Annotated in this window: 13 protein-coding genes; 8 read left to right on the plus strand and 5 right to left on the minus strand. The window is 71.5% G+C overall.

The genetic code is table 11. From position 1 onward, the window contains the following. The coding region (locus tag ACFYRY_RS17125; RefSeq protein WP_389145477.1) for a DEAD/DEAH box helicase at positions 1-2,157 on the minus strand (2,157 nt) is incomplete at its 3' end. A 480-nt stretch (positions 2,158-2,637) separates the two neighbouring features. On the opposite strand from ACFYRY_RS17125, the gene ACFYRY_RS17130 reads away from it, so the two are divergent. Next, on the plus strand, positions 2,638-3,387 hold the full coding sequence (locus ACFYRY_RS17130) for a ferritin-like fold-containing protein (RefSeq protein ID WP_389145480.1): 750 nt from the start codon (positions 2,638-2,640) through the stop codon (positions 3,385-3,387). Between the two features lie 100 nt (positions 3,388-3,487). Here ACFYRY_RS17130 and ACFYRY_RS17135 read toward each other — a convergent pair whose 3' ends face one another. The 4 genes from ACFYRY_RS17135 to ACFYRY_RS17150 all read right to left on the minus strand — a co-directional run bounded on the left by ACFYRY_RS17135 (position 3,488) and on the right by ACFYRY_RS17150 (position 5,389). After that, positions 3,488-3,757 (minus strand): hypothetical protein, encoded by a 270-nt coding sequence (locus ACFYRY_RS17135; protein ID WP_389146294.1) that lies wholly within the window; start codon positions 3,755-3,757, stop codon positions 3,488-3,490. Positions 3,758-3,949: 192 nt separating this feature from the next. Next, positions 3,950-4,177: a DUF3107 domain-containing protein gene (locus ACFYRY_RS17140; protein WP_266559804.1), complete on the minus strand. Its 228-nt coding sequence runs from the start codon at positions 4,175-4,177 to the stop codon at positions 3,950-3,952. A 151-nt stretch (positions 4,178-4,328) separates the two neighbouring features. Beyond that, positions 4,329-4,970, minus strand: coding sequence for a TetR/AcrR family transcriptional regulator (locus ACFYRY_RS17145; protein ID WP_389145483.1), 642 nt, complete (start codon positions 4,968-4,970; stop codon positions 4,329-4,331). 194 nt (positions 4,971-5,164) lie between these two features. Continuing rightward, complete coding sequence (locus tag ACFYRY_RS17150) at positions 5,165-5,389, minus strand: hypothetical protein (protein WP_389145486.1); 225 nt, start codon at positions 5,387-5,389, stop codon at positions 5,165-5,167. 191 nt (positions 5,390-5,580) lie between these two features. Here ACFYRY_RS17150 and ACFYRY_RS17155 point away from each other — a divergent pair, with 191 nt between their 5' ends. The 7 genes from ACFYRY_RS17155 (at position 5,581) to ACFYRY_RS17185 (ending at position 13,741) form a co-directional block, all read left to right on the plus strand. Continuing rightward, entirely contained in the window at positions 5,581-6,603 is a 1,023-nt protein-coding gene (locus tag ACFYRY_RS17155; protein WP_389145489.1) for an alpha/beta fold hydrolase, read from the plus strand. Positions 6,604-6,611: 8 nt separating this feature from the next. Next, positions 6,612-8,030 (plus strand): DUF3152 domain-containing protein, encoded by a 1,419-nt coding sequence (locus ACFYRY_RS17160; RefSeq protein ID WP_389145492.1) that lies wholly within the window; start codon positions 6,612-6,614, stop codon positions 8,028-8,030. Between the two features lie 56 nt (positions 8,031-8,086). Further along, the gene (locus ACFYRY_RS17165; protein WP_389145495.1) at positions 8,087-8,179 is read left to right on the plus strand and encodes an Ms4533A family Cys-rich leader peptide; all 93 of its coding nucleotides are present in this window, start codon (positions 8,087-8,089) and stop codon (positions 8,177-8,179) included. A 163-nt stretch (positions 8,180-8,342) separates the two neighbouring features. Further along, complete coding sequence (locus tag ACFYRY_RS17170; protein ID WP_389145498.1) at positions 8,343-10,061, plus strand: ABC transporter substrate-binding protein; 1,719 nt, start codon at positions 8,343-8,345, stop codon at positions 10,059-10,061. 4 nt (positions 10,062-10,065) lie between these two features. Beyond that, positions 10,066-11,076, plus strand: coding sequence for an ABC transporter permease (locus ACFYRY_RS17175; RefSeq protein ID WP_389145501.1), 1,011 nt, complete (start codon positions 10,066-10,068; stop codon positions 11,074-11,076). Then, positions 11,073-12,071 (plus strand): ABC transporter permease, encoded by a 999-nt coding sequence (locus ACFYRY_RS17180; protein ID WP_389145504.1) that lies wholly within the window; start codon positions 11,073-11,075, stop codon positions 12,069-12,071. The genes ACFYRY_RS17175 and ACFYRY_RS17180 overlap by 4 nt, the downstream gene beginning before the upstream one ends. After that, positions 12,068-13,741, plus strand: coding sequence for a dipeptide ABC transporter ATP-binding protein (locus tag ACFYRY_RS17185; RefSeq protein WP_389145507.1), 1,674 nt, complete (start codon positions 12,068-12,070; stop codon positions 13,739-13,741). The genes ACFYRY_RS17180 and ACFYRY_RS17185 overlap by 4 nt, the downstream gene beginning before the upstream one ends. Positions 13,742-13,980 lie beyond the last annotated feature (239 nt).

The raw sequence follows: 13,980 nt of genomic DNA on the forward strand, positions 1-13,980 counted from the left end.
GGTGCGGCGGGGCTTGGTTGTTTCGCCGGTGTCCGCGGTCGCGGTGGGCTCTGCCGTCTTGCGGGTGCGGCGGCGGGGTGCTGCCTCCGTGCCCTCGGCGGTGTCCACGGCGGTTTCGGCCGACGCCGCCGCCTTGCGGGTCCGGCGCGGCTTCGCCTCGGTGGGCTCCGGCTCCTGGGCCGTCTGAGCCGGGATCTCGGCGGTGACGGCCGCTACGGGCTCGGCGGCCTTGCGGGTACGACGACGCGGCTTGGCCTCCGTGGCCTCCGCGGTGTCGAGGGCGGCCTCGGCGGGAGCCGCGGTGGCCTTGCGGGTCCGGCGGCGGGGCTTGGTCTCCACAGCCTCCGCGGCCTCGACGGCCGCCTCGGGCTCCGAGACCGTCGTCGCCTGGGACACCGCCGCGTCCGTGACGGTCTCCGGGGTCACCGGCGCGGCCGGTTCGGCCGAAGTGACGGCCGTCTCCGCGGACTTGCGGGTGCGGCGGCGACGCGACGTCGCCGGGGCCTGCGCGGAGTCCGGGGCGAGGGTGCCCTCGGCCGTCGCGACGGCCGCCTCCGCGGTCACCTCGGGCGCCACGGCTTCGACGGCCGTGGCCGCCGGTACGGCGTCGCCCTGAGCGCCTTGACGGGTCCGGCGGCGACGGCGCGGGGTACGGGTTGTCCCGGTCGCGTCCTCCGTGGGAACGGCCGTTCCGGCCGAGACCGCCGTGGCGCTCTCCTCCGGCGCGAGCGTCTCGGCCGCCGCGGCGGACGCCGTGGCGTCCAGCGGCGTACCACCGCGGGTACGGCGGCGACGACGCGGAGTACGGGCCGCACGCTCGCCGTCGGCGGACCGGGACTCGTCCCGGGCGTTGCGCTCACCCCGCTCGCCCCGGCCACCTCGGCCGCCCTGGCCGCCCTGGCCACTCCGGCCGCCCTGGCCACCGCGACCGTTGCGGTCGCCGCGACCGCGCGGACCGCGTCCGCCCGGCTCGCCGAGGTCCTCCAGCTCCTCCGCGGCGAGCCCGGCGCGGGTGCGCTCGGTACGCGGCAGGACACCCTTCGTGCCCGCGGGGATGCCGAGCTCCTCGAAGAGGTGCGGGGAGGTCGAGTACGTCTCCGGCGGGTCGTTGAACCCGAGGTCCAGCGCCTTGTTGATGAGCTGCCAGCGCGGGATGTCGTCCCAGTCGACCAGCGTGATCGCGATGCCCTTGGCGCCCGCGCGGCCGGTGCGGCCGATGCGGTGCAGGTACGTCTTCTCGTCTTCCGGCGACTGGTAGTTGATGACGTGCGTCACGCCCTCGACGTCGATACCGCGAGCGGCGACGTCGGTGCAGACCAGGACGTCCACCTTGCCGTTGCGGAAGGCGCGCAGGGCCTGCTCGCGAGCGCCCTGGCCCAGGTCGCCGTGGACCGCGCCGGCGGCGAAGCCGCGCTGCTGGAGCTGGTCGGCGAGGTCGGCCGCGGTGCGCTTCGTACGGCAGAAGACCATGACCAGTCCCCGGCCGTCGGCCTGCAGTATGCGGGCCACCATCTCGGGCTTGTCCATGTTGTGCGCGCGGTAGACGAACTGCGCGGTGTTCGCGACGGTCTTGCCCGCGTCGTCCGGCGCCGTCGCGCTGATGTGCGTGGGCTGCGACATGTAGCGGCGGGCGAGCCCGATGACCGCGCCCGGCATGGTCGCCGAGAACAGCATGGTCTGGCGCTTGACCGGAAGCATGTTGATGATCTTCTCGACGTCGGGCAGGAAGCCCAGGTCGAGCATCTCGTCGGCCTCGTCGAGGACGAGCGACTTGATGTGCTTGAGGTTGAGCTTCTTCTGGCCCGCGAGGTCCAGCAGGCGGCCCGGAGTGCCGACGACGACGTCGACGCCCCGCTTGAGGGCCTCGACCTGGGGCTCGTAGGCCCGGCCGCCGTAGATCGCGAGAACGCGTACGTTGCGCACCTTGCCCGCGGTCAGCAGGTCGTTGGTGACCTGCGTGCACAGCTCGCGGGTGGGGACGACCACGAGCGCCTGCGGGGCGTCGGTGAGGGCCTCGGGCTGGGCGCGCCCGGCCTCCACGTCGGCGGGGACGGTGACGCGCTCAAGGAGGGGGAGGCCGAAGCCGAGCGTCTTGCCGGTGCCGGTCTTGGCCTGGCCGATGACATCCGTGCCGGAGAGGGCGACGGGGAGGGTCATTTCCTGGATGGGGAAGGGGGTGATGATGCCGACGGCTTCGAGGGCCTCGGCGGTCTCGGGAAGAATCCCGAGCTCCCGGAAGGTCGTAGTCAGGGTGCTGCCTCTTCTGTGTGGGCGGTGCGAGGCGAGCTCGGGGGTCGTCCAAGACCGTGCTGGGGACGTCGACTGCCTTACGGGCAAGCCGTATGGCACGGGACCACTGCCGACGCTCTAGCGCTCGTACCGCTGAGGGTCCCCCTCCGGATTCCGTACGCATTGCGCCGTACGGACGAGGAGGGCTGTCGGGTCGGAGCCGATCGGGCCACCGACCGGGCATCCTCATGCGTGCAGCCCGTCGAGATACGTCAGAGTCCTCAGCGGGCGCATTACCACCATACCCCGGAATCGCGCACATGCGATGGCCGATTTGGTCACGTAGCCGTTGTCACACTGATTGACCAGGGACTTCCGTGGTGCGGCGGGCCAGCTATTGTGCGCTTCATGACGACGCCTGACAACACCTCCGACGCACCCGCAGACGTTTCCCCCGAGGTCACCGGAGTCGCCGCCCAGGACTGGTCCCGGGCCTCCGCCGATCCGCAGTACCGCGCGGCGGTCGTGGACCTGCTCGGTGCTCTCGCGTACGGGGAGCTGGCGGCCTTCGAGCGGCTCGCGGAGGACGCCAAACTGGCGCCGACGCTGGCGGACAAGGCGGAGCTCGCGAAGATGGCGTCGGCCGAGTTCCACCACTACGAGAAACTGCGCGACCGGCTCACGGAGATCGGTGAGGAGCCGACCCTCGCGATGGAGCCGTTCGTCGCCGCGCTCGACGGCTTCCACAAGCAGACGGCACCGTCCGACTGGCTGGAGGGCCTGGTCAAGGCGTATGTCGGCGACTCGATCGCCAGTGACTTCTACCGCGAGGTCGCCGCCCGCCTCGACGCGGACACCCGGGAACTCGTGCTCGCCGTCCTCGACGACACCGGACACGCCGGCTTCGCCGTGGAGAAGGTGCGCGCCGCGATCGACGCGGAACCGCGCGTCGGTGGACGGCTCGCGCTGTGGGCACGACGGCTGATGGGCGAGGCGCTGTCGCAGTCCCAGCGGGTGGTGGCCGACCGGGACGCCCTGTCGACGATGCTCGTGGGCGGTGTCGCGGACGGCTTCGACCTCGCCGAGGTGGGCCGGATGTTCTCCCGCATCACCGAGGCCCACACCAAGCGGATGGCGGCGCTGGGGCTGGCCGCCTAGGCGTTTCAGGTTCCGTCCCCGCCCCGGGTGTTCCCGGGGCCTGCCCCGTGGCGCGCCGTGGGGTGCCGGGATCGTGAAGCACGCCGCGATCGGCGACGCGTCAGGCGGTCGCCGACCGGCGGCGGAGTCTTCCCCCGGGGCGCAGCAGCAGCGACAGCGAGGCGGCGGAGACGACGGCCGCGCCCACCAGGGGCAGCAGAACGCCTCCGGCGTCCAGCGCGCTGTGGGTGACGAAGGCGCCGAACAGGGCTCCGGCGACCCCGGTCGCGAGGACCAGGGAGCGGGTCGGCAGGCGGTGGGACAGCCGGTGGATCGCCGCCCCCGCCAGCAGCAGACCGAGCAGAGCGGAGCCGAGCGCTTCCAACAACATCATGGGGTCCCTCCCACACGGCCGCACTGCGCGTCACGTTCGTAGCCCGTCCTACCCGTGACCTGCAAAATGCAATCCTCCCCTGTGTGCCGCTTGTACTCCATATGTGGGGGGAAAATTCGGGAGGGGCTCGGCGACACCTGGTCGCCGGGCCCCTCCCGTCGCGCGCGAGGCGCGAGTGACTCGCTGGTGCTACAGCGCGCCGAATCCCACCTTGCGGGGGGCCGGCTCGCCGAGTTCGACGTAGGCGAGACGGTCGGCCGGCACGAGGACCTTGCGGCCGTGCTCGTCCACGAGGCTCAGCAGCTGGGACTTGCCCGACAGAGCCTCGGCCACCGCCCGTTCGACGTCCTCGGCACTCTGACCGCTCTCCAGAACGATCTCGCGGGGTGCGTGCTGCACGCCGATCTTGACCTCCACGGCTATGTCCCTCCGACGGTCAGTGAAGTGCGCGACCTTCCGCGCCGTACCAGCACACATTAGCCCGGCGGGAGGACGTGCATGCTCCGTCCCGGAACGCCAGGAGCGAACAACGGGTGGGAACAAAAACCCCCGCAGGCGCGTGCGCGACTCAGTGGTGGTCGGTGCCGTGCAGCGGGAATCCCGCGATACCCCGCCAGGCCAGGGACGTCAGCAGCTGGACCGCCTGGTCGCGCGGGACGCTGCGGTCGCTGTGCAGCCAGGAACGGGCCACCACCTGCGCGAGACCCCCCAGGCCCGACGCGAGCAGCATCGACTCCGCGCGGGAGAGGCCGGTGTCCTCGGCGATGACCTCGCTGATCGCCTCGGCGCACTCGGTGGTGACCTTGTCGACGCGAGCACGCACCGCGGGCTCGTTGGTCAGGTCCGACTCGAAGACCAGGCGGAAGGCGCCGCCGTCGTCCTCGACGTACGCGAAATAGGCGTCCATGGTGGCCCGGACACGCTGCTTGTTGTCGGTCGTCGACGCGAGCGCGTTCCGTACGGACTGGATCAGGGACTCGCAGTGCTGGTCCAGCAGCGCCAGGTACAGGTCGAGCTTGCCCGGGAAGTGCTGGTAGAGCACCGGCTTGCTGACGCCGGCGCGCTCGGCGATGTCGTCCATCGCGGCGGAGTGGTAGCCCTGCGCCACGAAAACCTCCTGGGCGGCGCCCAGCAGTTGGTTCCGTCGGGCACGGCGCGGCAGGCGCGTGCCTCGCGGGCGTGCTGCCTCTGTCTGCTCGATGGCTGTCACGCCGCCTCCCAAAGTCGTCCACGTGCGGTGTGCGCCGCGCGGCCATCGTACTTTTCGGTAACCGTGGTGTGCGCGGTGCGAGCGCAGAATTTCACGGACCGGACGGTGGCGAAAGCCGTACAGAAGGTTTCAAAACGTGATGTACCGGGCAACAGGGCGCACCACTCCTGTTCAGCGGCGAGCCATCCACGCGGTCATCGGTAGTCGTCCTCGTCGTGGGAGATGACCCGGGCCTGTTCGATGAGGTCGGCCTCGTCTCCGCGGGCGGGGTCCACGCCGGTCAGTGGGTCGTCGCGGTCCGGCTGGACGGCGGTGTGCTGTTCGGCGGCGTCGCCCTCGGGGGCCTCGACGTCGATTTCCTCGTTGTTCTCGATGTCCTCGACCGCGAAGGTCTCGGGGTCGGTGGGGTCGACGGTCATGGGGGGCTCCCTTCCTAGAACGTCCCTGATGTACACAGGGGGCTACATGCGGGTGCCCTGCGTACGAGGGTAGGAGACACGCGATCTGGATGCCATTGATCCGGGCCGGCCCGAACGCTTGTTCCGTGAACATGTCAGCTTGTGATGGCGAACACACGAATCACCGCGTGATCGTCTCGTAACATTGCCGCATGTCTTCGACCGAGCTGCCGTTCGTGCCGCCCGCCAATGTGCTCCCCAAGGTGGCGCCCGTCCGGGTCGCGGACGGTGAGCGCCTGAGGTCGGTCGGACTGCCCGGGATCACGCTGGCGGTCCGGTCGAGGCCGCCGGAGCGCGCCGGTCTGCCGCCCGCCCTGTGCGTCCACGGACTGGGCGGTTCCTCGCAGAACTGGTCCGCGTTGATGGAGCAGTTGCAGGCCACCGTCGACAGCGAGGCCGTCGACCTGCCGGGCTTCGGCGACTCCCCGCCGCCGGACGACGGTGACTACTCGATCAGCGGGCACGCGCGCGCGGTCATCCGCTACCTCGACGCGTCGGGGCGCGGCCCGGTGCACCTCCTGGGGAACTCCCTCGGCGGCGCGGTCTCCACGCGGGTGGCCGCGGTGCGACCCGATCTCGTCCGCACGCTCACGCTCGTCTCGCCCGCGCTGCCGGAGCTCCGGATCCAGCGCACCGCCGTGCCGACCGGACTGCTCGCGGTGCCCGGCGTGGCCGGACTCTTCACCCGGTTCACCAAGGAGTGGACGGCTGAGCAGCGGGTCCGGGGGGTCACGGCCCTGTGCTACGGCGACCCGGGGCAGGTGACACCCGAGGGCTTCCGGCACGCGGTGGAGGAGATGGAGCGACGGCTGCGCCTGCCGTACTTCTGGGACGCGATGACACGCTCCGCGCGCGGACTGGTGAACGCGTACACCCTGGGCGGCCAGCACGCGCTGTGGCGCCAGGCCGAACGTGTCCTCGCCCCGACGCTCCTCGTCTACGGCGGCCGGGACCAACTCGTGGGCTTCCGCATGGCGCGGAAGGCGGCCCGCGCGTTCCGCGACTCCCGTCTGCTGACCCTGCCCGAGGCGGGGCACGTGGCAATGATGGAATACCCGGAGACCCTGGCGGCCGCGTTCCGTGATCTCCTCACGGACACGGAGGCCGCCGGCGGCAGGGCGGGCGTCCCCGACGGGGGCGCCGGGATGGCGAGTACAACTGGCGCGGGGAGCTGAGGCACGGCGTGGGACGCCACAGTCGACGTGGGCCTGTCCCGGAGAGCGCCCCCAGGGGCGACAGCGGTGACAACGGCGGCAACAGTGACAGCAAGGACAACGACTGGGATGTGACGAGCGGCCGGGACCGGACTGCGAACCGGGCCAGGAACCGGGCTGCGGTTCCGCCACCCGCGTACGGGACACCCGCGCGGGGAACCCCGAGGTCCCCCGACGGGACGCCCGCGCACGGGTTTCCCCGGCTTGCGGACGGCACCACGGCCCCGGGCGCGCCCCGGGTTCGTGGCGGGCATCCCGAGCAGCGCGAAACCGGCGGTGGCCGGAGCGGGTCGAGCGGGCGGGCCGGTGCCGGACAGGGCGGGCCCGGGCCGGTGATACCCCGCCAGCGGCCGGCCCCACGGCCTGGACCGGGACCACGTCAGGACTACGTCGACGCCTTCGGGGCGGACGACGACCTCTTCGCCCCTCGTTCCGCCGCCTCCGGCCCCCCTAAGGCCCCCGCGTCCGCCGCCCGCACCGCCGTGCACGCCTCCGACCCCTACGGCTCGGTCACCGCGTGGCCGGAGGACGCGGGCGTCGACGCGGGCGGGGACGACGACGCGCCGCCGACGGGCGAGCCCACCCAGGTCAAGGGGACCAAGGGGCGGACCTTCACCGGCATCGCGGCCGCCGCCGTCACCACTGTGCTCGCCATCGTCGTGGCCGGCCAGGTCGCGGACGGGCGGGACGGCGGCATCCTGGGGAACCAGAGCGCCACCGACCGGGCACGGGACGCCCACGACTCGGCCTCGGGGGCCGGCGGGCGGCCGTCGGCCGAGGCGGCGCCGTTGACGTACGCGCAGAAGATGGGCCGGACGTACCCGCTCGGTGCCACCCTCAAGGCCTCGGGGAAGTTCGACGCGGTCCCCGGTGTCGACAAGGCACCCGGCAAGGGACAGAAGTTCACCTACCGGGTGGATGTGGAGGTGGGGCTCGGGCTCGACGGCGCACTCTTCGCGCAGGCCGTCCAGAAGACCCTCAATGACAACCGGAGCTGGGCCCACGACGGCGCCCGTACCTTCGAGCGGGTCGACTCCGGCAAGCCCGACTTCGTGATCACGCTCGCCAGCCCCGGCACGACCGCCGAGTGGTGTGCCAAGTCCAACCTGGACACCACCGTGGACAACGTGTCGTGCGACTCGGCCGCCACCGAGCGCGTGATGATCAACGCGTATCGCTGGGCTCAGGGCTCGACGACCTACGGTGACCGGATCTACGCGTACCGGCAGATGCTGATCAACCACGAGGTCGGCCACCGGCTCGGCAACGGCCACGTCAGCTGCACCAAGGACGGGGAGCTCGCGCCGGTCATGCAGCAGCAGACCAAGTTCCTCGACCACGACGGAATCCACTGCAAGGCCAATCCCTGGCCGTTTCCCGGGAGTTGACCGGCGCCCCTGAGGCTGCGTTGACATGCGCAGAAAAGTCGTACATATTGCTGCGCATGTCCGCCCGTCACGCCTCCGCCCGCGCCGCCATCGAGCTGGCGCTGATCGGCGTGACCCCGCTCTGCGTGGCCGACATTCTCTGTCGCTGACCCTCGCCCCAGGCGTGCGCGTCGCGAACTCTCCTTCCCTCTGCGGCTTCGTCACGGAATTTCCGACGGCCTGACGCCGGGGCAGACGTCTGTGCACCTCTGTCTCATTCCTTGTCAATCCGTCTCGTGATCCGAGACGTTGTTTTTCGAGAGGTCGTCTCCGATGCGTCCACCGTCCCCCACAGCGCGCCGCCTGGCCGCGGTATCCGTAAGCCTGGTGCTGGCAGCGGGCGCCGCCGCCTGCGGACCCGAGGACAACGATGCCAAGGCCTCCGGTTCGGACTCCACGCCCCACAAGGGCGGCACGCTCACGGTCCTGAACTCCCAGCCGCAGCAGGACTTCGACCCGGCCCGCCTGTACACCTCCGGCGGCGGAAACGTCCCGTCCCTGGTGTTCCGCACGCTCACCACCCGCAACCGCGAGAACGGCGCGGCCGGCGCCGAGGTCGTCCCGGACCTCGCCACCGACACCGGGCGCCCCGACAAGAACGCGACCGTCTGGACGTACACCTTGAAGAAGGGGCTGAAATACGAGGACGGCACGGCGATCACCTCCGCCGACATCAAGTACGGCATCGAGCGCTCGTTCGCCCCCGAGCTCTCCGGCGGCGCCCCCTACCTGCGGGACTGGCTCGTCGGCGCGGCCGACTACCAGGGCCCCTACAAGGACAAGAAGGGGCTCTCGGCGATCGAGACGCCGGACGAGCGGACCATCGTCTTCCATCTGAACAAGCCCGAGGGCGAGTTCCCCTACCTGGCCACCCAGACGCAGTTCACGCCCGTCCCGAAGAGCAAGGACACCGGAACGAAGTACGAGGAGCACCCGGTCTCGTCCGGCCCGTACAAGGTCGTCACCAACGAGAACGACGGCGAACACCTCGTCCTGGCGCGCAACACGAACTGGTCCGCCTCGACGGACGCCGAGCGCAAGGCGTACCCGGACAAGATCGACGTACGGTCCGGGCTGGACTCGTCCGTGATCAACCAGCGGCTGTCGGCGTCCCAGGGGGCGGACGCGGCCGCGGTCACCACGGACACCAACCTCGGCCCGGCGGAACTCGCGAAGGTGACCGGCGACAAGCAGCTGGCGGCGCGTGTGGGCACCGGCCACTTCGGCTACACCAACTACCTCGCGTTCAACCCGAACGTGAAGCCGTTCGACAACGCCAAGGTGCGGCAGGCGATCTCGTACGCCATCGACCGCTCGTCCGTGATCAACGCGGCCGGCGGCTCGGCCCTGGCCGAGCCCGCCACGACCTTCCTGCCCGACCAGAAGTCCTTCGGCTACACGCCCTACGACCTGTTCCCGGCCGGTGAGACCGGCAACGCGGCGAAGGCGAAGGAGCTGCTGAAGGAGGCCGGCCACCCGAACGGGCTCACCGTCACCCTGACCCACTCCAACAGCAAGGACTTCGAGACCAGCCCCGAGATCGCGACCGCGGTCCAGGACGCGCTGAAGAAGGCCGGCATCACGGTCAAGCTGCAGGGTCTGGAGGACAACGACTACTCCGACAAGATCCACAACGTGAAGACCGAGCCGGGCTTCTTCCTCGCCCACTGGGGTGCCGACTGGCCCTCCGGCGGCCCCTTCCTCGCCCCGATCTTCGACGGCCGGCAGATCGTCAGGGACGGCGCGAACTTCAACACGGGCTTCCTCGACGACACGTCGGTCAACACCGAGATCGACGCGATCAACAAGTTGACGGATCTTGACGCTGCCGCCAAGCGGTGGGGCGCACTCGACAAGAAGATCGGCGAACAGGCGTTGACCGTGCCGCTCTTCCACCCCGTCTACAAGCGGCTCTACGGCGAGGACGTCAAGAACATCGTGATCAGCGACTGGACCGGTGTTCTGGACATCTCGCAGGTCGCGGTCAAGTAACGCCATGAGTGAGGCACTTGCCGCCTCCCAGGCCCCCGGGACGGACATCGTCGTCTCGGGGGCCTCCGGGGCCCGTCAGTTCTGGCGGCGGCTGCGCGCGCAGCGAGCCGCCCTCGTCGCGGCGGTCGTCGTCGCGCTGCTCGTCCTGGTCGCGCTCGCCGCGCCGCTGCTCACGGCGATCGAGGGCCAGGACCCGACCACCTACCACCCGTCCCTGGTGGACTCGGCGCGCGGCGGCGTGCCCGTCGGATCCTTCGGCGGCATCGGCGCCGACCACTGGCTCGGCATCGAACCGCAGACCGGCCGCGACCTGTTCGCGCGCCTGGTGTACGGCGCGCGCGTCTCCCTGGGGGTGGCCCTCGCGGCGACCCTGGTGCAGGTCGCCATCGGCGTCCTCGTGGGCGTCGCCGCCGCGCTCGGGAACCGGTGGGTCGATCAGCTGCTGAGCCGGATCACCGACATCATCGTCGCCCTGCCCTTGATGATCATGTCGTTGGCGCTGCTTGCGATCGTCCCGGCGAGTTTCCCGCGCCCCGTACTGGTCGCCCTGGTCATCGGCCTGGTCGCCTGGGGCAACACCGCGAAGATCGTGCGCGCGCAGACGCTCACCCTCAAGGAACTCGACTACGTCTCCGCGGCCCGCCTCAGCGGCTGGGGCACCTGGCGGATCGCCCGGCGTGAGCTGCTTCCGGGCCTTGCCGCGCCGGTCATCACGTACGCCGCGCTCCTCGTCCCGATCAACATCACCGTCGAGGCGTCGCTGTCCTTCCTCGGCGTCGGGGTGAAGCCGCCGACGCCGTCCTGGGGGCAGATGCTCACCGCCGCCGACGTCTGGTACCAGGCCGCCCCGCAGTACCTGCTGCTGCCCGCGGGCGCCCTGTTCGTGACCGTCCTCGCGCTGACCGTCCTGGGCGACGGTGTCCGCACCGCCCTGGACCCCCGCGCGGCCTCACGCCTGCGGATCGGCGCGGGCCGCAAGCAGGAGGCCAAGGCGGACCAGGGAGGCGCACGGTGAACGGCTTCGGCGGTTTCCTCCTGCGGCGCGTCCTCGGCGTCGTCGTCACCCTGCTCGCCATTTCGGTGATCATCTACGTCGTCTTCTACGTCACCCCCGGCAACGTCGCCCAGATCACCTGCGGCCCGCGCTGCTCGCCCGCACAGGTGCAGCAGGTGGCGGAGCAACTGCACCTCAGCGACCCGCTGTACGTGCGCTACTGGCACTTCCTGCAGGGCATCGTCGTCGGCCAGGACTACTCCACGGGCACCTCCGTCCAGCACTGCTCGGCGCCCTGCCTCGGGCTGTCGTACCAGAGCGACCAGCAGGTCACCCGGCTCATCCTGGCGAAGCTGCCGGTCAGCCTGTCGCTCGTGTTCGGCGCCATGGTGCTGTGGCTGATCCTCGGCGTCGGCACCGGAGTGCTGTCGGCGTGGCGGCGCGGCCGGCTGTCCGAGCGGTTCCTGACCGGCCTCACGCTCGCGGGCGTGGCCACGCCCGTGTTCGTCATCGGCCTGGTCCTGATGATCGTCGTCTGCGGCGAACTGGAGCTGCTGCCCTTCCCGCAGTACGTCGCCCTCACCGAAGACCCCGAACAGTGGGCGTGGAACCTGCTGCTGCCCTGGCTCTCGCTCGCCCTCATCGAGGCCGCCGCGTTCGCCAGGCTGACCAGGGCGTCGATGCTGGAGACGCTGGCCGAGGACCACATCCGCACCTTCAGGGCGTACGGCGTCGGCGAGCGGTCGATCATCGGGCGGCACGCGCTGCGCGGGGCGTTCGCCCCCGTCATCGCGCTGAACGCCAACAACTTCGGCGGCGCGGTCGGCGGCGCGGTGCTCACCGAGACGCTGTTCGGCCTGCCCGGAATCGGACAGGAACTGGTCCACGCCGTCACTGTGGTCGACCTGCCGGTGGTCGTCGGCATGGTCCTGGTCATCGGCTTCTTCGTGGTCGTCGCCAACGCCGTCGCGGACGTGCTGTACGCGGTGGCCGACCGACGGGTGGTACTGACGTGAGTGACTCCCAGCAAGCCCCTTCGCCCGGCCTCGTCGAGGTGCGGGACCTGTCCGTCGAGTTCGGCGAGTTGCGCGCCGTCGACGGGCTCTCCTTCCGGCTGGAGCGGGGCGCCGCGCTCGCCCTGGTCGGCGAGTCCGGCTCCGGCAAGTCCACGGTCGCCTCGGCCCTGCTGGGCCTGCACCGGGGCACCGGCGCGCGGGTCGACGGCTCGGTCCGCGTGGCCGGGACGGACGTACGGGCCGCCTCCGACGAGGAGTTGCGGCGGCTGCGGGGCGGGAAGGCCGCCATGGTCTTCCAGGACCCGCTGTCGTCCCTCGACCCGTACTACGCGATCGGGGACCAGATCGCCGAGGTGTACCGCGTGCACACGCGGGCGTCACGGCGAGCGGCACGCGCGCGTGCCGTCGAGGTGCTCGACCGGGTGGGAATCCCGGACGCGGTACGGCGGTCCCGTTCCCGTCCGCACGAGTTCAGCGGCGGCATGCGGCAGCGCGCCCTCATCGCCATGGCGCTGGCCTGCGAACCCGAACTGCTGATCGCCGACGAACCGACGACCGCGCTCGACGTGACCGTCCAGGCCCAGATCCTCGACCTGCTGCACACGCTGCGCGCGGAGAGCGGCATGGGACTGCTGCTCGTCACGCACGACGTGGGCGTCGCCGCCGAGAGCGTCGACGAGGTCCTCGTCATGCGGCACGGGCGGGCCGTCGAGCACGGGCCCGTCCAAGCCGTGCTGCGGGCGCCCGCGCAGCGGTACACCCGCGAACTCCTGGACGCGGTCCCGCGCGTGGACGCGCCCCGCGCACCCTCCCGCGCGACCGGCGAGGTCGTCCTGGAGGCGAAGGGACTGCGGCGCGAATTCGGGCGCGGGAAGCGGGCGTTCGCCGCCGTGGACGACGTGTCGGTGACGATCCGCCGGGGCGAGACCCTCGGCATCGTGGGCGAGAGCGGCAGCGGCAAGACCACCCTGGGGCGGATGCTCGTCGGGCTCCTGGAGCCGACGGCGGGGGAGGTGCGCTACGAGGGGCACCCGGCCGTGGGAGTGCGGCCCGCCGTTCAGATGGTCTTCCAGGACCCGGTCTCCTCCCTCAATCCGCGCCGCAGTGTGGGCGAGTCGATCGCCGACCCGTTGCGGGCGCGGGCGCGCGGGCAGGGGGCCTTGCTGCTCGGGCGGAATCGGGAGCGGGGGAGGGACGAGGGGCGCATCCGGGGGCGTGTGACGGAACTGCTGGAGCGTGTGGGGCTCGAAGCGGCGCACTACGACCGCTATCCGCACGAGTTCAGCGGCGGACAGCGGCAGCGCGTGGGCATCGCGCGGGCGCTCGCGGCCGATCCGCGGGTCATCGTCTGCGACGAGCCGGTGTCCGCGCTGGACGTCACCACCCAGGCCCAGGTGGTCGCCCTGCTCGGCGAGTTGCAGCGGGAACTGGGGCTCGCCCTCGTGTTCGTCGCGCACGACCTCGCCGTCGTGCGCCAGGTCAGCGACCGGGTCGCGGTGATGCGCCGCGGCCGGCTCGTCGAGTCCGGCCCGTCCGACGAGGTGTACGACAACCCGCGGGACCCGTACACCCAGCAGCTCCTGGCCGCCGTGCCCGCGCTCGACCCGGAGCTCGCGGCGCGGCGCAGGGCGACCCGGCGCGAGCCGGCCGTGACGAGTGACCGCCTGTGACGAGTGACCGCCTGTGACGAGTGTCCTTACTCTGACGCGTGTCCGACTGTGGCGATGCGTACGCGAATGATCTCTTAGCGCGACCGAACGCGACCCGCACCGGAAAGTTACGACCGTTCACCCCTTCTGGTGGGGGGGGGGGGGCCCCCCCCCCCCCCCCCCCCCCGCGGGCCCCCCCACCCCCCCCCCCCCCCGCCGCCCCCCCCCCCGGGGCCGAAAGGCGAGGGGGGGGGGGGGAG

It is taken from the genome of Streptomyces sp. NPDC005263, assembly GCF_042872365.1.
In the GTDB taxonomy this organism is placed as follows: domain Bacteria; phylum Actinomycetota; class Actinomycetes; order Streptomycetales; family Streptomycetaceae; genus Streptomyces.